Source organism: Citrobacter sp. CK195 (genome assembly GCF_030333365.1).
In the GTDB taxonomy this organism is placed as follows: domain Bacteria; phylum Pseudomonadota; class Gammaproteobacteria; order Enterobacterales; family Enterobacteriaceae; genus Citrobacter_B; species Citrobacter_B koseri.
In genome coordinates, this window is record NZ_JAOWGB010000026.1 from 410,698 (window position 1) to 429,823 (window position 19,126).

Sequence of the window (19,126 nt, forward strand, 5' to 3'; positions counted from 1 at the left end):
ATGAGTAGTGAAAGTCATCATCGTTGAAGATGAATTCCTGGCCCAGCAAGAATTAAGCTGGCTGATAAAAGAGCATAGCCAGATGGAGATTGTCGGTACGTTTGACGACGGTCTGGACGTGCTCAAATTTCTACAGCATAACCGCGTTGACGCCATTTTTCTGGACATCAATATTCCTTCGCTGGATGGCGTACTGCTGGCGCAAAACATCAGCCAGTTCGCCCATAAGCCGTTTATTGTGTTTATTACCGCATGGAAAGAGCACGCGGTAGAGGCGTTTGAACTGGAAGCATTTGACTACATTCTGAAGCCGTACCAGGAATCACGCATCGTGGGGATGCTGCAAAAACTGGAGGCCGCCTGGCAACAGCAGCAGGTCGTCGCCGTTCCCGGCAGCCCTGTCGCCCGTGAAAACGACACCATCAATCTGATCAAAGACGAACGCATTATCGTCACGCCGATCAACGATATCTATTACGCCGAAGCGCATGAAAAGATGACGTTTGTCTACACGCGGCGGGAATCGTATGTCATGCCGATGAATATCACCGAGTTTTGCAGCAAACTGCCAGCGTCGCATTTCTTTCGCTGCCACCGCTCATTTTGTGTGAATTTGAACAAGATCCGCGAAATCGAACCCTGGTTTAACAACACGTACATCCTGCGGCTCAAAGATCTGGAATTTGAAATCCCGGTCAGTCGGAGTAAAGTGAAAGAGTTCAGGCAGTTAATGCATTTATGACGCAGGATTAGGTGATGAAAGAGCCAGGCTTGCCCGCAGACCAACAGTTTTTTGCCGATCTGTTCAGCGGCCTGGTGTTAAACCCGCAGCGACTGGGACGCGTCTGGTTTGCCACGCAACATACCGCTCTCCCCACAGGCAGCCTGTGTATTGATTTACCGCGTCTCGACATCGTATTGCGCGGAGAATACAGCAACCTGCTCGAAAAAAAACAGCACGCCCTGACGGAGGGTGAGATGCTGTTCATCCCCGCCAGGGCGGCAAACCTGCCCGGTAGCGATAAACCGGTGATGCTGTTAAGTCTGGTGTTTGCCCCGGCCTGGTTAGGATTATCGTTTTACGATAACCGTACCGCTTCCCTGTTACGCCCGGTGCGACGCATTGAGTTAGCGCACCAGCAGCGCGGCGAAGGGGAAGCCATGCTCACGGCTCTGACCCATCTGAGCCGCTCGCCTCAGGCGCAGGATATTATTCAGCCTCTGGTTCTCAGCCTGCTGCATCTGTGCCGTAGCGTGGTCAATACTCGCCCGGACTCACGCCGCCCGCGCTCGGAATTTCTCTATCACAGTATGTGCAACTGGGTGCAGGACAACTACGCCCGGCCGCTGACGCGGGAAAGCGTGGCGCAGTTTTTCAATATCACGCCGAATCACTTATCAAAACTGTTCACCCAGCACGGCACCATGAGTTTTGTCGAGTATGTTCGCTGGGTGCGAATGGCGAAGGCGCGCATCATTTTGCAGAAGTACCATCTGTCGATTAGCGAGGTGGCGGAACGTTGTGGATACCACGACAGCGATTATTTTTGCCGCCTGTTTCGTCGGCAGTTTGGCCTGACGCCGGGAGAGTACAGCGCGCGTTTTCAGGGTTAACCGCCGGATGCGGCGTACACGTAAAACGAATAATTGGGCGTACACGTAGGCCCGGTAAGCGAAGCGCCACCGGGCATTCACTCAGACACGCAGATTCAAAACGTCAGTTCCGCCTCCAGCAGCGCCAGAAGACTTTCGGCATCCTGAGCGGCGAACAGCGACTGACGGAAGTTTTTATTCACCAGCTTACGCGCCAGCTGCGAAAAGACTTTCACATGGTTAATCCCTTCATCAGCGCCCAGCGTCAACATAATCACCAGCTCAACCTCGCCCATCTCCGACTGCCAGTCAACAGGGCGCGCCAGCCGCGCAATGCTGATGCTGGAATGGCGTATCCACTGTGATTTGGTATGCGGGATCGCCACGCCAAAACCGACGGCAGTCGTGACAATCTCCTCGCGTTGCCAGACATCCTCTTCCAGCTCAAACGGATGCTCAGTACGCCCGTTTACGCCGAGATTGCCGCAAAGAAACTGAATCACCTGCTCTTTGTTGCTCAATGACTCGCCCACAAAGATATTTTCCAGCGCCAGCAGCGGACGCACGTCTTTTTGCGGCGCAAATTGATTCAACAGCGTTTCAATCTCCTCTGCGCTACGACACTCACAGGCCTGCGCCGCAAGCGCCCGGCACGCCTGGCTGTCCATCTGCCGCAGCTGGCTTTTCACGCCAGGGATTCGCGGGCTGCTCATGCTTAATTCATCCAGTTCCAGCCCCAGCAGTAACGGTAAATATCGGCTTTCACCGCCCAGCTCGCCGCAAATCCCCACCCATTTTCCGTGCTGATGCGCCGTGCGGACGATCTGCTGCAACATGCGCAGAAATGACGGCGTAATCGGGTTATACAGCGGCGAGACGCGCGGATTATTACGATCGACGGCATACAGATACTGGGTCATATCGTTCGAGCCGATGCTAAAGAAATCCACCTCATCGCAGAAGTGATCGATGATGTAACAGACCGACGGAACTTCCACCATAATCCCCAGCGGGATCGTTGCAGCATGGCGCAGCCCGTCTCTTTTGAGTTCCACGATCGCTTTTTGCAGCTCGCTTTTAACCCACAGGATCTGATCGAGACTGTGCACCATCGGGATCATCAGTTGCGCCTGACCAAAGGTTGCCGCACGCAAAATAGCGCGAAGCTGCGTGCGAAACAGCCCGGCAAACTCAGGATAAATACGCACGGCGCGATAGCCGAGGAAAGGGTTCTCTTCCTGCGGGATATTGAGATAGCGAATATTTTTATCGCCGCCAATGTCCATCGTGCGAAAAATAACCGGCTTCTCTCCCGCCGCCAGCAGTACCTGCTGGTAGGCCTCAAACTGTTCCTGTTCGTCAGGGGCGCTGTCGCGATCCATGAACAACATTTCGGTGCGGAACAGACCGATGCCTTCCGCGCCATTGGCAAACGCGCCCGGCGCTTCCAGCGCCGTACCAATATTGGCGGCGATATCAAGACGCTGATTATCCCGGGAGAAAGCAGGCAAAGACGCTTCTCTCGCCTGTTGCTGTTGACGCTTATCCGCCAGTTGCTGCGCAATGGCGTAATATCCGCAGACGGCGGCGTTCGGGTTAATCGCCAGCACGCCGCACTGGGCATCCAGCACCGCAGGTTGCCCGGCATAGCGACTGAGCGCGTCCAGGGGCAGCCCGCTGAGCACCGGAATCGCGGATGCGCGCGCCAGAATCAGCGTGTGCGACGTTCTGCCGGTTTTCTCCAGAATCATGCCGGACAGGTGCTGCAAATCGAGGCTCAGGAACTGGCTCGGCGTCAGATCTTCCGCCACCAGAATGGTCGGCTGTTCAAGAATCAACGTATTACGCGGGCGTCGTTCCGGCCAGGTGATATGCAGCAACTGTTCGCTAATATCACGAATATCGCTTACCCGCTCGCGTAAGTAGTCGCTTGCGGAGGACGACAGCTTGTCGCACACCTGCTCCATATTGGCGATAATCGCCGCGCCCAGCCCCTTGTGCTGCTCGTCCATCAGGCGACGAATGTTTCCCGCAAACTCGTCATCCTGGATCAGCGACAGATGGGCGCTAAGGATCGTTTTACTTTCACCGTCACGTTCGCGAAGCTGTTGATTAAGCTGCTCCGCCAGCGTCGCCAGGCTATGTTCAAGCCGGGTGCTGTCTTCCGCGCTGGCCGGAATTGCGCGATACGCCTCCAGATTATCGTTTTGCCACAACGTGAGCGCGCCAGCGCCGACGCCGTTAGCCAATACCGCGCCATACAGTAAATCGGGATTCAGTCGAACCAGCGAGCGCGGCAGCGGATGCGCCGCCAGTTCCGCAGAGGTCGGCTGAACGCTGTCACTGTCGATAAACCGGTGCTGGAGATAGGTCTCCAGAGAACGCCTGGCCTGCTCTTCATCACTGCCGTTAATGTTCAGACTGCAACTGTCGTTAAACAGCGTTCCGGTGCCGATCAGCGCCAGCGAGCTTTTCGCGTCCGCGCGCGCATTCTGGCGATGGTTAATAAACGTCACCTCGCTTTGCCACTGGCTACACTGCTCTTTTAGTTCCCACGCCGGACGCGCATGCAGGCCATTTGGCAACGGGCAAAGAAATTGAATCGTTAACATAACAACTCCTGATTAACGCAAGACGCTCATCTGAAATCCGTAAGATGAACGACGGTCTCACGCGTAAGACGGGTAATAAGTGCCGATAAAAGTTGCTGCGTGTGGATAATGTCGCGGCAATCCGCAATGGACGCGGCGCAATGCCCGTGACGCGTGGCGGGCCCAATAACCACCGTCGGGGTTCCCGTCCCGGTCAAATGCACCGCTCCGCCATCCGTCCCTCCATTACTGAACATATCCAGTTGCAGCGGCAGACCGGAGTCACTGGCGACGCTTTCAACCCAGGCGGTCAGTTTGGGCGGCGCGATGAGCGACTTATCGGCAAGCACCAGCATCGGCCCTTTACCGATCTGCCGATGATTCGCCGCGCCATAATCAAAGTTTTTCGCCCAGCAGGCGGTGTCCAGCACGATAGCGATATCGGGAGCAACCGCGCGAGCGGCCGTTTGCCCGCCGCGTAACCCGACCTCTTCGCTGGAGCTGGCTACCAGCCAGACCTCGGCGGGCAGCGCTGCGTCATGCCATTCACGCAGCAGCATGATCAACAAGTAGCACCCCAGTCGGTCATCAAACGCTTTCCCCATTACCCGCTGGTGTGGCAGCACCTGAAACGCAGAGTCAAAAGTGACGCGATCGCCAGGTCGAACGCCCGCCTGGATCACCTCATCATATGAGCGTGCGCCAATATCGACCCGCAAGGCGCCAACCTCATTTCCATTACGCTCGCCATCCAGCAAACCGGGAATTTTACTGTCTTCCCGCGTGGTAATACGCACGGGCTGGAGCTGACGGGCCGCCATACGCACGTTGCCGACCGGCAACACATCGATCGCCCCTTCCGACGAGATACTGCGCACAATAAACCCCACCTCATCCATGTGAGCGCAGATCATCACTTTCGGCCCATCGGACTCATTAAGGCGGATCAGCACCGATCCCAGCCCGTCAAAACGCACCTCTTTGTGCAGACGATCCGCTTCCTCCAGTAAGATCTGGCGCACTTCCTGCTCTGAGGAGGCAATGGCATCCGCCTCGCTCAGGGCTTTTAACAGCGATAAATCCATTATGCTTCTCCCGTGAGCAATACTGTTTTCGGCATCGTGTAGAGCACTTCCGCGCCGTCTTCCGTGACCAGTACGACATCTTCAATACGCACGCCGCCCTGCCCCGGCAGGTAAATGCCCGGCTCTACGGTCAGCAACATGCCTGCGGCAAGTCGGGTGGTATCCGTTGGTGAAAAGCGCGGCGCTTCATGCACCTCAATGCCGATAGCGTGCCCGGTGTTGTGGCCAAAATAATCGCCATAGCCCGCCGCCTCAATCACCCGACGAGCCGCAGCATCCACCGCCTGGCAGCACACGCCCGGACGAATGGCGGCAATCGCCGCCTGCTGCGCCTCAAGAACCGTCTGGTAAATGGCGAACAGCGGATGAGATGCGACGGGCGCATCCTGCCCGCTCACGAGGAATGTTCGCGTCATATCCGAACAATACCCCTGATATTGCGCCCCAAAATCCAGGGTAATAAATTCACCCGCCACGACGATTTTTTCGCTGGCTTTACCGTGGGGTAACGCCCCACGCCAGCCGCTGGCGACGATGGTGTCAAAAGAGGCTTTTTCCGCCCCCTGCTGGCGCATAAACCACTCCAGCTCCGCGGCAATTTCTCGTTCGCGAAGACCGGGGCGAATAAAACGGCGGATATGCTCCGCGCTGCAATCGGCAATCCGGCAGGCCTCGCGTATCAACGCTATTTCCTGTGCCGTTTTGATCTGTCGCAGCGCGTCCGGCGACGCGCTCACCAGCTTCGCCCGCAGCCTTTCCTGCCAGCGTTGCGCGCAATCCCAACTCACCTGCGCGCCTTCAAAACCAATGACCTGCAATTGCTCGTCGTCGATTATCTGGTTCACAATGGAAGTCAGCGTCTGCGACCCGGCCAACAGATGCAGTTGATCGCCATGCGCTCGCGCTTCAACGTCAGCGTAATAGCGGCCATCCACCAGCAGATGCGCGCTTTTATGCGTGATAAAAACAAACCCGGCGCTGCTGGAAATCCCCAAATGCGGTTGCTTGTTCTGCCGGGATGAAATCAATACCGCATCCAGGCGTTGTTCCACCAGCCACTGGCGAAGCGATGCACGTAACGTCATGATGTCAGTCCTTTTTTCAGAGGCTTTCAATCAGCAGTTTGCCTCTGCGATACATCATGTGACGCAGGAAAACGACCATCAGCGCCGTGATCACCGCCCCTAACACGATCCCCGCCATATAGACGCCAAGATTGCTCACCAGCGGCCATGCCCAAATCGCAGACTCAGGGAACCACTGCACGGCGCCCAGCCAGACGGCGGTTGTCGAGCCGACAATCGCGCCCACCATATACGAAGGGATTGCCGTGATCGGGCTTTCCAGCGCGAAAGGAATCGCCCCCTCGCTGATCCCCATAAACGCCAGGAACATCGCGGTTTTGCCTTGCGGATACAGTTGCGCGTTAAACAGACGCTTACCGGTTAAGCGACGATCGAGAATCGTTGCCAGCCCCAGACCAATCGGCGGGATCACAATCGCGATAGAACGCGCAGTGACGGGTAAAACGTGATCGGTAGTGAAACTAAAAGCGACAAATCCTGCGGCCTTGTTAATCGGGCCGCCGAGGTCGATCGCCGTTGCCGCCGAGATCCCCATCGCATACATCAGCGTTCCTTTTTCACCCGCCGCCGTCAGCAGCGTGCGGATACCGCCGTTGATCCATCCGCCAAACGGCGTGATCACGTAGTACATCGCCAGCATCACAAAAATGGCGGACAAAATGGGCAGCAAAAAGGTGGTTTTGAAGGCCAGTAAGAAATCAGGCAACTGGATTTTTTGATTCATCCACTTCACCAGATAGCCCGCGACAATCGAGATAATCAGCGCCCCGATGAACGTTGACGGTACGGGCGCGGTCGTTACCCATTGCAGGCTGGCCGGGTCAAAATTCAGTATCTGGGTTGGCTGGGTGGACATTAAGCCGCCGATGAATCCTGCGGGAAAGGCCAGCTTACCGCCGATAGAGTTAGCGACAAACGCCGCGAACATTGGAATCGCAAAGCCAAACAACACGCCGCCAAAGGATTGCGATAGCCAGGCGAATTTCAGTAATGAGAGGTTAAAACCGTCGAATTTTCCGCTATTCAGCGCATCCATGATGCCGGTATCTGCGGGAATTTTCAGCCAGCTATAGGCAATCAGCTGGCTGAAAGCGAGAATCACCCCACCCATGATTAACGTGGGCACCATGCGCGAAATACCCGACATGACGTGCTGCGGAAGTTCGCCCCAGAAGCTGTTACGGGAGGCCGGAGGGGTTTTTATTGCCGCTGCCGCACCGGATGCGCCAGGCACAACGGTTGCACTGCGTTTTTTAATGGCCATATGTGTATCCCTGTCGAAAATTATTGTTGCTCTGCCGCAATCATCTCTTCGATTTCTTTAATGATACCGGCGGCGTTTTTTATCGCGTCCTGGAGCGTAATTTCATACACATCGCGCGACTCAAACCGTTCATTGTCTTCGGGGGTAACGGCAACGGAATGGATGATTAGCGTCGCCTCAGCGATATCCTGCGCCGTCAGGCGATTCTGGATGCCGTCCGCCCCCTGGGTTTCAATTTTCACCTCGTATCCCGCTTCAACCGCCGCCTCTTCCAGCGCCTGAGCCGCCATAAATGTGTGGGCCAGCCCCATCGGGCATGCGCAAACAGCAATGAGTTTTTTCGCCATAACAGACTCCTCCAGATAGTTAACGAGAGAAATTATGGCGGTGAGAGCCTGCGCATTGTTATCAGACAAATAATGCTTTTACTGGACAAATAATCCCGTTAAACAGAAATGTGACGGGCGTCGGAAAGGTCGGCGACGGGCACAAAAAAACCGCGTCAGTGACGCGGTTTAAGGCCGGATAATGCAGGCAACGACTGTCATGCCCTGCCTGATGGCGCTAACGCGTATCAGGCCTGCCGATCTTCAATTACAGAATTTGCCCTAACGTCTGGCGCAGATGCGCGCCGGAGCCGAGCAGACCGGGATTATCATGCACAATCAGGTAAACCGGAATATCCTGAACGTAGGCTTTAAAACGGCCTTTGTCTTCAAACCCGCCACGAAAGCCGGAGGCTTTAAAGAACTCCAGGAAGCGCGGCACGATGCCGCCCGCAATGTAGACGCCGCCAAACGTGCCCAGCGTCAACGCCAGATTACCGCCAAAACGGCCCATAATGACGCAAAACAGCGACAGCGCACGACGAGAGTCAATGCAGGTATCCGCCAGCGCGCGTTCGGTAATATCCTTCGGTTGCAGATTTTCCGGCAGACGGCCATCAGATTTGACGATAGCGCGATACAGATTCACCAGCCCAGGCCCCGACAACACGCGCTCGGCGGAGACGTGACCAATTTCCGCACGCAGTTCTTCGAGAATAATGCCTTCCTCTTCGCTGTTCGGCGCGAAGTCAACGTGACCACCCTCGCCCGGCAGGCTGATCCAGCGTTTATCGACATGAACCAGGTGCGCCACCCCTAATCCGGTTCCGGCGCCGTAAACGGCAATCGGTTTGCCGGCAACCGGTTCCGCGCCGCCGAACTGGATCAGATGCTCTTTGCGCAGCATCGGGATCGCCATCGACACGGCGGTAAAATCGTTGATGATTTCCAGATGGCTAAAGCCAAGGTTCTTTTTCATCTCCGCAATAGAAAATGCCCAGGTGTGGTTGGTCATCGCCACCCAGTCACCGGTGATCGGGCAGGCGATAGCGATACAGCCGTCTTCCACCCTGGCGCTATGCTCGTCCAGATACACGCGCACCACTGCTTCGAGGCTCGGATAGTCCAGCCCGGAATAGGTTTTCGCCTGCGAAATCTCCCCGCTGGTCATATCGCACAGAGCAAGACGCGCGTTGGTGCCGCCTACATCACCTACTAAAGCATATTTTGTCATTCTTCTACTGCTCCGCTAAAGTCAGAATAAATCTTTGCCACACTGTAAATTCATGGGGGCATAACAACAACGGTCGAAAGGCGAGCTCCCCAAAAATATCGATCTGCATCACATAATTACTTTATCGTTTCAGCACCATTTGCAGCGATGCCGTCGGGCAGGCTGTGCAAACTAAGCATATGACTCAGTATTAAGGAATAGATCATGCTCCATCCGCGAGCCAGAACGATGCTGTTATTATCGCTTCCCGCACTCATTATTGGCATTGCCTCCAGTCTGGTATTGATCGCCGTGATGAAAGTCGCCTCCGTTTTACAGCGCCTGCTGTGGGAGCAAATCCCCATCGGCCTAGGCATTGCCCATGATTCCCCCGTCTGGATTATCGGCATGCTCACGTTTACCGGGATCATGGTCGGGCTTGTCATCCGCTACAGCCCTGGGCATGCGGGCCCGGACCCGGCGACCGAACCGCTGATCGGCGCGCCGATGAGCCCTGTCGCGCTTCCGGGCCTGCTGATCGCGCTCATTCTCGGCCTGGCAGGTGGAGTAAGCCTGGGGCCGGAGCATCCCATTATGGCGGTGAATATCGCGCTGGCCGTCGCTATCGGCGCGCGCCTTTTCCCACGCATAGGGGCGCTGGACTGGACGATCCTGGCTTCCGCAGGCACTATCGGCGCGCTGTTCGGCACCCCTGTCGCCGCTGCGCTGATTTTCTCGCAAACCCTGAACAGCTCTGACGATACGCCCTTGTGGGATCGTCTGTTCGCTCCGCTGATGGCGGCAGCCGCGGGATCGTTAACCACCAGCCTGTTCTTCCATCCGCACTTCTCCTTGCCGATTGCGCACTACACGCAAATGCGGCTGAGCGATATTTTCAGCGGCGCAGTGGTGGCGGCCATTGCGATTGCGGCGGGTATGGTGGCGGTATGGTGTTTACCACGTCTGCATTCGTTGGTGCATCGTCTGAAAAATCCGGTACTTATTCTCGGTATCGGTGGTTTTATGCTGGGGATTCTGGGCGTATTGGGCGGGCCGCTGACTCTCTTTAAAGGACTGGACGAGATGCAGCAGCTGGCGTTCAGCCAGACGCTGGGCGCCACGGACTACTTTATGCTGGCGATCGTTAAGCTGGGTGCGCTGGTTATCGCCGCCGCCTGCGGTTTCCGGGGCGGGCGTATCTTCCCGGCGGTCTTTGTGGGCGTGGCGCTGGGTCTGATGCTGCACGCGCATGTTGAAGCGGTTCCGGCGGCAATCACCGTCTCATGCGCGATTCTGGGGCTGATGCTGGTCGTAACCCGTGACGGCTGGCTGAGTCTGTTTATGGCCGCAGTCGTCGTACCGGACACCACCCTGCTTCCGCTGTTGTGCATCGTTATGCTTCCCGCCTGGCTCCTGCTGGCAGGCAAGCCAATGATGGCCGTCAACCGCCACGACAGATAACCGGCCACCGCGTTTACTCCCCGTTGCGCGATTCCAGCGCGCGGGTGACGGTACGCAGCAATTCCGGCAAATCGGCTTTCGGCAGCACGACCTCAATCAGCGAAAGCCGCTGCGGGGATTTCAGGCGCGCCAGCACTTCCTCCAGCTGGATAGCCTGCGTTACCCGCCAGCACTCCGCCTGACAGTTCGCACTGAGCGCCTGCGGAACCTGCGTCCAGTTCCATCCGGCGATATCGTTATAACGCTGGTTCGCCCCATGAATGGCGCGCTCCACGGTATAGCCATCGTTATTGAGCAGCAGAATGACCGGCGACTGTCCATCCCGCATCATCGACCCCAGTTCCTGAATCGTCAGCTGCGCCGCGCCGTCTCCGGTAATCAGAATCACTCGCCGTTCCGGGCAGGCGGTTTGCGCGCCAAAGGCGGCGGGCAAAGCATAGCCGATTGATCCCCAAAGCGGTTGCACCAGCACGTCCGCGCCAGCAGGCAGTGAAAGATCCGCCGCACCAAACGCGGCGGTTCCCTGATCGGCAAGGATAATATCGCCCGGCAGCAGGTACGCCTGTACCGTATGCCAGAAGTTTTCTTGCGTCAGCGTCCCCTTCTCAATATGGCCGCCGGGCGCATGCGCCGGGGTCGGAGGAGGCGAAAATGAAAGTTCCAGACATAACTCGCGCAACGTAGTGACCGCCTGCTCCATCGACAGACCGCTGAACCAGCTATTCCCGACGCGCGAAGCATGCGGCTGGATTTCAATCGTGCGTTCCTGCGGCAGTTGCTGTGTGAAGCCCGCCGTCAGCGTATCGACAAACCGGGTGCCAACGCAGATAACGGTATCAGCCTCTTCAATCGCCTGACGCACCGATTCACTGCTGGCTCCGGCGCTGTATGTACCGACAAAATTCGGGTGCTGCTCATCAAACAGCCCTTTGCCCATGAGCAGCGTCGCGTGCGCTATTGGCGTTTCCGCCATCCAGCGTTGTAAAACTGGCTGCAAGCCAAAACGCAAGGCGAGAAAGTCTGCCAGCAGCGCCACGCGCGGGCTGTTCATCAGCCGCTGGCGCGCGCGATAGCGAAACGCCGCCACCGTGTCATTTTCCCCTTCAGCACGGTCAGGTGTGAGAACGTTTACAGGAGGGACAGCAGGTCGTTTTGCCACATCCGCCGGTAACATCAGATAGCCGGGTCTGCGCATCGTCAGCATTTCGCGTAATACGCGGTCGATTTCATAACAGGCGTTCTGTTCATTCAACACGGCGCTGGCGGCCGTTACAGCCTGGCTTATACGGTAAAAATGCTGAAAGTCGCCATCGCCGAGAGTGTGATGCATCAGTTCGCCCCGCCGCTGTGCGCCGCTGCATGGCGCGCCGACAATATGCAGCACGGGAACGTACTCTGCGTAGCTTCCCGCCAGGCCATTAAGCGCGCTTAACTCCCCTACGCCGAAAGTGGTCAACAACGCCCCTGCCCCGGCTAACCGGGCGTAGCCATCAGCCGCATAGGCGGCATTCAGCTCATTCGCGCACCCTACCCAGCATACGTCACGATGCGCAATCACATGGTCAAGAAACTGCAAATTATAATCGCCCGGCACACCAAAAAGATGCCCGATACCGCAGCCTGCCAGTCTGTCCAGCAGGTAATCCGCAACGGAATATGGGGTTTGCATGACAGCTATCCTTCTGACGGTAACCTCATGTTGAGTATTAAAGAACTGTGATAGCTGTCCAGAAAAGCTGCTGCAAAAGGGGTGGAAAGCAGGATTTACAGTTTTTCACGGTGTAATCTCATTGAATAACAATCCGTGTAAACGTATACACTGAAAACTCACGTCATTCAGAGGGCAACAACATGGTTTATCGGGCCGATGAAAATCGCTACCAGACAATGGAGTATCGCCGCTGCGGTCAGAGCGGTTTAAAGCTCCCCGCCATTTCACTTGGGCTATGGCACAATTTCGGTGATACCACTCAGGTAGAGAACAGCCGGGCGCTGCTACAGCGTGCTTTTGATCTGGGAATTACCCATTTTGATCTCGCGAATAATTACGGCCCGCCGCCAGGCTCAGCAGAGCGCCACTTTGGCCGTATCCTACAGGAAGACTTTTTACCGTGGCGCGATGAACTGATCATTTCTACTAAAGCGGGTTATACCATGTGGGATGGCCCTTACGGTGACTGGGGTTCGCGCAAGTATTTGATAGCCAGCCTCGATCAAAGCCTGAAACGTCTGGGGCTGGAATATGTCGATATCTTCTATCACCACCGCCCTGACCCGGAAACGCCGCTCAAAGAGACGATGAAAGCGCTGGATCATATTGTTCGTCAGGGAAAAGCGCTGTACGTCGGGATTTCCAACTATCCGGTGGATCTGGCCAGACAGGCCATTGAGATCCTAGACAACCTGGGCACGCCGTGCCTGATTCACCAGCCCAAATACTCGATGTTCGAGCGCTGGGTCGAAGACGGCTTACTGGCATTATTGCAGGAGAAAGGCGTTGGCAGTATCGCCTTTTCACCGCTGGCGGGCGGGCAATTAACCGATCGTTATCTCAACGGCATTCCGGCTGATTCCCGGGCCGCCAGCGGAAGCCGCTTCCTTAACCCGGATCAGATTACCCCAGAGAAACTGGAAAAAGTGCGCCAGTTAAATGCGCTGGCCGGACGTCGGGGGCAAAAACTGTCCCAGATGGCGCTGGCCTGGGTGCTGCGCGACGACAAGGTAACGTCAGTGCTGATTGGCGCCAGCAAGACCGCGCAAATTGAAGATGCCGTGGGAATGCTGGCAAATCGTCATTTTTCTCCCGCCGAATGCGCAGAAATCAACGCAATCCTGAACGGCAGCCAATAATCACTTTTTAGCAAAAAGTGCTCTCACTCATGATTTAAGAGTTAAGGCGATGAAACGGGGCTTTACCGCCCCGTAATATTGCGTTAACAGGCCGATTACGGCTCGATCGTGAAGGAGAAAAAGAATGTTCAGGTCACTGATTCTGGCGGCAGCCTTATTGGCTTTTACACCGCTTGCCGCGAATGCTGGCGAAATCACCCTGTTGCCATCGATAAAATTACAAATTGGCGATCGCGATAATTACGGTAACTACTGGGACGGCAGATACTGGCGCGACCGGGATTACTGGCACCACCATTATGAATGGCGTAAAAATCGCTGGTGGCGACACGATAATGGCTATCATCGCGGCTGGGATAAGCGCAAAGCCTATGAACGCGGCTACCGCGAAGGCTGGCGCGATCGCGACCACCGCCCTGGCCGGGGTCACGGACACCGTCATTAAAAATAGCCCCGTTCAAACGGGGCTATTTTCGAATTGTGTTTTTATCAGCAATACCGATTCAACCATTTCTCTTAACTTCCCTGGCTATACGGTCTTCAAATCACAACCCCAGCGCGGTTCCTACCAGCAACCAGATATTCAGCGCCACCACCAGCACCACAATCATCCAGCCGATGTACTTGACCCATTGGGTATTCACCAGATCGCCCATTAATGTGCGATCGCTGGTAAAAATCAATAACGGCACCAGCGCCAGCGCAATGCCGAAACTCAGCAGGACCTGACTCATCACCAGGATTCGGGTTGGATCAAGCCCCATAAGAATAACGATAAACGACGGCATCATCGTGATGGTGCGGCGTACCCACAGCGGAATATGAAAGCGAACAAATCCCTGCATCACAACCTGCCCCGCCAGCGTACCGACCACGGTGGAAGAGAGCCCCGCCGCAACCAGGCTCAGGCCGAACACCGTCGCCGCAGCATGGCTAAGCAGCGGTTCCAGCGTCAGATACGCCTGATCAAGATCGGCAATACCGGTATGCCCGCTAAAATGGAACGCGGCGGCAGCGGTCGCCATCATCGCCAGGTTCACGAACCCTGCAATCGTCATCGCTATCGCCACATCCCATTTGGTGGCGGCATAGCGCTGCTGCCGGGAGCCGTCGTGCAGATGCTGCGTTAAAGAGGAGTGCAGATAGATAACGTGGGGCATGATGGTCGCGCCCAGCACCCCGGCGGCCAGAAATACCGCCTCAGAGTTCGGCAGGCTGGGGATGATCATCCCTTTACTCAGCTGCGCCAGGCTTGGCTGCGAAAAAATCAGTTCCACAATATAGGCTGCGGCCACAAACAGCAGTAATCCGCCAATCACTTTTTCCAGCGGTTTTTGCCCACGACGCTGCAACATCAGAATCAGGAATGTGGCGATACCCGTCAGCACCGCCCCCTGCAACAGGGAGATGCCGAGAATGAGTTTAAAGCCGATCGCCGCCCCGATAAATTCCGCTAAGTCGGTGGCCATCGCGATGATTTCCGCCTGAACCCAATAGAACCAGACGACAGGGCGCGGGTAATGATCGCGAATTTGCTCCGCCAGGTTTTTGCTTGTCGCAATCCCCAGTTTGGCCGACAGAACCTGAATGAGCATCGCCATCAGGTTCGCCCAGACAACCACCCACAGCAATTTATAGCCAAAGCTGGCCCCGGCCTGGATATTAGTCGCAAAGTTACCAGGATCGATGTATCCGATCGCGGCGATGAACGCCGGGCCCATCAATGCGAGCCTTAACTTGCGCGCCGCTCGTCCACTACTGCTTTCAACGCGATCGTTTGTCATCTTTTGCCTCAGAAACATAGCCTTTGCTATGTTTTATGCTATGTTTATTGAGAATGATTATCAAGTGCATTTTAATGGGTAACGTTGATATCTCTGATAGCGCCAGGCTATGGGCCAGCAAGGGAGGGTCGAAAAACAAAACCAGGTTGTTTGTTAATTGTATGAGATTAGCACAATGACATAACTTTTCACTTCCATACTAAACATAACAGAAACGTATTCCAGATCACTAATTTTGAATCTCATCACAGCTCCTTATTATAGTGTGTGTTTGATCTCGTTTTCTTTATTGTTGTTGCATAGAATGTGCACGGAAATTAAACCTGCCTCATATTTGGAGCAAATATGGACCGCGTCCTTCATTTTGTCCTGGCCCTCGCTGTTGTTGCGGTACTCGCACTGCTGGTAAGCCATGACCGTAAAAAAATTCGCATTCGTTACGTCATTCAGCTGCTTGTTATCGAAGTTTTACTGGCCTGGTTCTTCCTGAACTCAAACGTTGGCCTGGGCTTCGTGAAAGGTTTCTCCGAGATGTTTGAAAAACTTCTCGGTTTTGCCAACGAAGGGACCAACTTCGTTTTCGGCAGCATGAACGATCAGGGCCTGGCCTTCTTCTTCCTGAAAGTCCTTTGCCCCATCGTCTTTATTTCCGCGCTGATCGGTATTCTTCAGCACATCCGCGTTCTGCCGGTTGTGATTCGCGCGATTGGTTTCCTCTTATCCAAAGTCAACGGGATGGGTAAACTGGAATCATTTAACGCCGTCAGCTCCCTGATTCTGGGCCAGTCTGAGAACTTTATCGCGTATAAAGATATCCTCGGCAAAATGTCCCGCAATCGTATGTACACGATGGCGGCAACGGCGATGTCTACCGTATCCATGTCTATCGTGGGTGCGTACATGACCATGCTGGAGCCGAAATATGTCGTTGCGGCGCTGGTTCTGAACATGTTCAGCACCTTTATCGTTCTGTCAGTGATCAACCCGTATCGCGTCGAAGCCAGCGAAGAAAATATTCAGATGTCTAACCTGCACGAAGGTCAGAGCTTCTTCGAAATGCTGGGCGAATACATTCTGGCGGGCTTTAAGGTCGCGATTATCGTTGCGGCGATGCTGATTGGCTTTATCGCCCTGATCGCGGCGCTGAACGCCCTGTTCGCGGCCGTTCTGGGCATCTCCTTCCAGGGCATTCTGGGTTACATCTTCTACCCGGTGGCCTGGGTCATGGGGGTTCCGGCGAATGAAGCGCTTCAGGTAGGCAGTATCATGGCGACCAAACTGGTATCTAACGAATTCGTCGCCATGATGGATCTACAGAAAATCGCCTCTACGCTCTCTCCGCGCGCGGAAGGCATCATCTCTGTATTCCTGGTCTCCTTCGCTAACTTCTCTTCCATCGGGATTATCGCAGGCGCGATTAAAGGTCTGAACGAAGAGCAAGGCAACGTGGTTTCACGTTTTGGTCTGAAACTGGTGTACGGCTCAACGCTGGTGAGCGTACTGTCTGCGTCTATCGCAGCGCTGGTGCTGTAATTACGGTATCGCCAGGCGGCGGCGCAAACGCCTTCATCTGGCCTTACGACGCGCAACCGGGGACATGTTCCCCGGTTTTTTTATAGCTGTGGCGCTTCCAGCGGGCGCGGTCGCCCAATCAGATAACCTTGCAGATAGTTCACGCCCAGGCTTAAGAGTAATTCCCGCTGCTCCGGCGTCTCGACAAATTCGGCAACCACGCATAAGGATTTCGCTTTCGCGAGATCGGTAATTGATTTCACGATCATCGCATCCAGAGAGTCCGTCATAATATCTTTTATGAAGCAACCATCAATCTTGATGATGTCTGCCCGCAGGCGTTTAAGACGTTCATAGTTCGCGTATCCCGTACCAAAATCATCAATGGCTATCCTGAAACCGAAATTCCGCAGTTGCGCAATATTCTGCGTGCTGATTTCAGAATTGGAAAACGCCTGCTCTTCGGTGATTTCGATGATCACGCTTTCTGGCGTAATACCATAACGCCTGAACAGGCCGATAATGCGTGATGCGCTCTCTTTATTCAGTAACGTCAACGGCATTAAATTGACCGAGAAACGGGCGCCCGGCGCTGTCGTCGGGTGGGTAGCTATCCATCGCAGCAGGGCCTCCACAACCTGTAAATCAAAGCGGGCGCTGAGGTTAAATTGGGCAATCAGTGGAATAAACTGATCCGGTGTCATGATGCCGTCATCACTTTTCAGTCGCGCCAGAACCTCCGCATACCCCTTCCCCTGCGCGTTGAGAATCGGTTGCGCGTACAAAACCAGATCGCCGTTCTCCAGCGCTTTGCGAACCTTTTGCAGCAGTAATACCCGTTCCGTCGTCTGATCGGAGACCACCTCAAGACTTTGGGTCAGCGCCATAACCCGGTGGTTCGCGCAGGATTGCTCCGACAGCCAGCTAAGCTGCCCCAGCAGGGGTTGCAGCGTCTCCTGCCTGCCGTCGTAAACGCCCCACGCGGCGCCGTATTCCATGTCCAGCCCGGTATTGTTCCAGTAAATTTTGCGGCTATTGAGGAGATTAACCATATGTTGCAGGCGGGCTTCCGTCTCAGGGCCGCGAAGCACTAACAACAATTCGCTGCCAGGCACCTGAAATACGCTCTCGTTTTCTTGCAGGAACGGTTGCAGCATTCGACACACCGAGCGTTTGCAATGAACGCGCATCAGCATGCCGTAATGTCGACTCAAAAATTCCAGGTTTTCCATCCGCAGGCAGCAAACCGTTTGTCCTGTTCCCTGCAACAAAAATTGCTCCAGCGCGCGAATGTTAGGAAGGCTCGTCAACGGGTCGGTTAACGCCTGGCCATGCCACTGTCGGTTCAACCATTCGCTGCGTTGATAAATACACACCATATACAGCAAACAAATACTAAAGGAGATGAGAACAGAGAGGATAAAGGCCAGTGAATATTCGGAGCCGACGCCCTGCAAGAAATTCCGGTTATACACCAGCAGGCACAGCGCAGAGATGGCCCAGCTGAGGTTCAGCAGCGGATAACTCAACCTGCCCACACCGAGCGTAAAAACAATAAAAAAGACGGGCACCAGATAACCGGCAATATAGTCGGCATCAAAAGGCGCGCACATCAGAACGATCAGCGCCACGACGATGGAGATCCAGGTCAGGGTAAACAGACGCTTCTCTTTGACCAGATACGGCGCAATGTCCCTGCGCCAGAAAATGCGGCAATAGCGCGGGTTGATTATCATCCGCAGAGGATAATAAAAGAGCATCGTGAAAATCAGGACCGCTGAAATCAGGCTCAGAATATCCACGATGGTATAAATAATGGTTGCCGTACCAAAGAATGTTGATATCGCAACAGGGTAGTCCAGACAATGCCCCGCGAGATACATGCTGGCTTTGATGCCCGCCGGCGCGACAAACCCGAGCCAGAAGATACGCAACCAGATATTCCTGTCAGGCAATCCATGACGCCAGCGCGACCCCACTTGCCAGCGGACGATCCCGCAAATGCCCAATACGGAAAAGGTCTGACAAAATAACAGCACCGCTGCCTGCATTAACGGGAGATGAAGGTTCCAGTGATTGGTCGCCATCATCGCTAAAATGATGGGGACAATACCGCGTCGGCCAAATAAGAAAAGCACGGAAAACATGACGCATAGCGGCAGCCAGGCCAGGAAAATAGAGCTGTCATCGACAACGGCGAGCGGAGAAATAGAGCGGGAGAACTGTATACCGACAATGGATAGCGTCAAAGAAACGATAAATATTCTTATATTTTTTAGTAAGTTATGCTTATCCTGCATAGATTCCCTGTTCTCATCAGTCACGCTATAAGGCACACAAATAATAAGTTTATTCGTGACGC

The 19,126-nt window shown here is 55.0% G+C and carries 16 protein-coding genes; 6 read left to right on the forward strand and 10 right to left on the reverse strand.

Annotation, left to right across the window (positions count from 1 at the left end):
* Positions 1 to 7: 7 nt before the first annotated feature.
* Positions 8 to 742: a two-component system response regulator YpdB gene (gene ypdB / locus OGX93_RS19415; protein ID WP_012131403.1), complete on the forward strand. Its 735-nt coding sequence runs from the start codon at positions 8 to 10 to the stop codon at positions 740 to 742.
* Between the two features lie 14 nt (positions 743 to 756).
* Entirely contained in the window at positions 757 to 1,614 is an 858-nt protein-coding gene (locus OGX93_RS19420) for an AraC family transcriptional regulator (protein ID WP_286449816.1), read from the forward strand.
* Between the two features lie 95 nt (positions 1,615 to 1,709).
* Here the strand turns inward: OGX93_RS19420 and ptsP are convergent, their stop codons facing one another.
* From ptsP to glk, 6 genes are all read right to left on the reverse strand, one after another.
* On the reverse strand, positions 1,710 to 4,205 hold the full coding sequence (gene ptsP / locus OGX93_RS19425) for a phosphoenolpyruvate--protein phosphotransferase (RefSeq protein WP_286449817.1): 2,496 nt from the start codon (positions 4,203 to 4,205) through the stop codon (positions 1,710 to 1,712).
* Between the two features lie 26 nt (positions 4,206 to 4,231).
* Positions 4,232 to 5,269, reverse strand: a complete 1,038-nt coding sequence (gene ypdE, locus OGX93_RS19430) for an aminopeptidase (protein ID WP_047462219.1) — start codon at positions 5,267 to 5,269, stop codon at positions 4,232 to 4,234.
* Positions 5,269 to 6,354 carry an aminopeptidase gene (ypdF, locus tag OGX93_RS19435; protein ID WP_049011636.1) on the reverse strand — a complete coding sequence of 362 codons (1,086 nt, stop codon included), beginning with the start codon at positions 6,352 to 6,354 and terminating at the stop codon, positions 5,269 to 5,271. Before ypdF ends, ypdE begins: the two co-directional genes overlap by 1 nt.
* Positions 6,355 to 6,370: 16 nt before the next feature.
* Positions 6,371 to 7,618 (reverse strand): PTS fructose transporter subunit IIC, encoded by a 1,248-nt coding sequence (locus OGX93_RS19440; protein ID WP_047462213.1) that lies wholly within the window; start codon positions 7,616 to 7,618, stop codon positions 6,371 to 6,373.
* A 20-nt stretch (positions 7,619 to 7,638) separates the two neighbouring features.
* Positions 7,639 to 7,965, reverse strand: a complete 327-nt coding sequence (locus tag OGX93_RS19445; protein WP_047462211.1) for a PTS fructose transporter subunit IIB — start codon at positions 7,963 to 7,965, stop codon at positions 7,639 to 7,641.
* A gap of 247 nt (positions 7,966 to 8,212) precedes the next feature.
* Positions 8,213 to 9,178 (reverse strand): glucokinase, encoded by a 966-nt coding sequence (gene glk / locus OGX93_RS19450; protein WP_049011635.1) that lies wholly within the window; start codon positions 9,176 to 9,178, stop codon positions 8,213 to 8,215.
* 204 nt (positions 9,179 to 9,382) lie between these two features.
* On the opposite strand from glk, the gene OGX93_RS19455 reads away from it, so the two are divergent.
* The gene (locus OGX93_RS19455; RefSeq protein ID WP_153257750.1) at positions 9,383 to 10,618 is read left to right on the forward strand and encodes an ion channel protein; all 1,236 of its coding nucleotides are present in this window, start codon (positions 9,383 to 9,385) and stop codon (positions 10,616 to 10,618) included.
* A gap of 13 nt (positions 10,619 to 10,631) precedes the next feature.
* Here the strand turns inward: OGX93_RS19455 and OGX93_RS19460 are convergent, their stop codons facing one another.
* Positions 10,632 to 12,287, reverse strand: coding sequence for an alpha-keto acid decarboxylase family protein (locus OGX93_RS19460; protein WP_200029217.1), 1,656 nt, complete (start codon positions 12,285 to 12,287; stop codon positions 10,632 to 10,634).
* A gap of 182 nt (positions 12,288 to 12,469) precedes the next feature.
* Between OGX93_RS19460 and mgrA the strand changes: the two genes are divergently transcribed.
* Positions 12,470 to 13,468 carry an L-glyceraldehyde 3-phosphate reductase gene (gene mgrA / locus OGX93_RS19465; RefSeq protein WP_286449819.1) on the forward strand — a complete coding sequence of 333 codons (999 nt, stop codon included), beginning with the start codon at positions 12,470 to 12,472 and terminating at the stop codon, positions 13,466 to 13,468.
* Between the two features lie 124 nt (positions 13,469 to 13,592).
* Positions 13,593 to 13,913, forward strand: a complete 321-nt coding sequence (ypeC, locus tag OGX93_RS19470; protein ID WP_058667818.1) for a DUF2502 domain-containing protein YpeC — start codon at positions 13,593 to 13,595, stop codon at positions 13,911 to 13,913.
* A gap of 100 nt (positions 13,914 to 14,013) precedes the next feature.
* Here ypeC and OGX93_RS19475 read toward each other — a convergent pair whose 3' ends face one another.
* The gene (locus OGX93_RS19475) at positions 14,014 to 15,252 is read right to left on the reverse strand and encodes an Nramp family divalent metal transporter (RefSeq protein WP_047462196.1); all 1,239 of its coding nucleotides are present in this window, start codon (positions 15,250 to 15,252) and stop codon (positions 14,014 to 14,016) included.
* Complete coding sequence (locus OGX93_RS22390) at positions 15,233 to 15,322, reverse strand: hypothetical protein (RefSeq protein ID WP_418222348.1); 90 nt, start codon at positions 15,320 to 15,322, stop codon at positions 15,233 to 15,235. The genes OGX93_RS19475 and OGX93_RS22390 overlap by 20 nt, the downstream gene beginning before the upstream one ends.
* Before the next feature lie 275 nt (positions 15,323 to 15,597).
* On the opposite strand from OGX93_RS22390, the gene nupC reads away from it, so the two are divergent.
* Positions 15,598 to 16,785: a nucleoside permease NupC gene (nupC, locus tag OGX93_RS19480; RefSeq protein WP_012131386.1), complete on the forward strand. Its 1,188-nt coding sequence runs from the start codon at positions 15,598 to 15,600 to the stop codon at positions 16,783 to 16,785.
* A gap of 80 nt (positions 16,786 to 16,865) precedes the next feature.
* On the opposite strand, the gene OGX93_RS19485 is transcribed toward nupC, so the two are convergent.
* On the reverse strand, positions 16,866 to 19,064 hold the full coding sequence (locus tag OGX93_RS19485) for a bifunctional diguanylate cyclase/phosphodiesterase (RefSeq protein ID WP_286449820.1): 2,199 nt from the start codon (positions 19,062 to 19,064) through the stop codon (positions 16,866 to 16,868).
* Between the last annotated feature and the right edge of the window lie 62 nt (positions 19,065 to 19,126).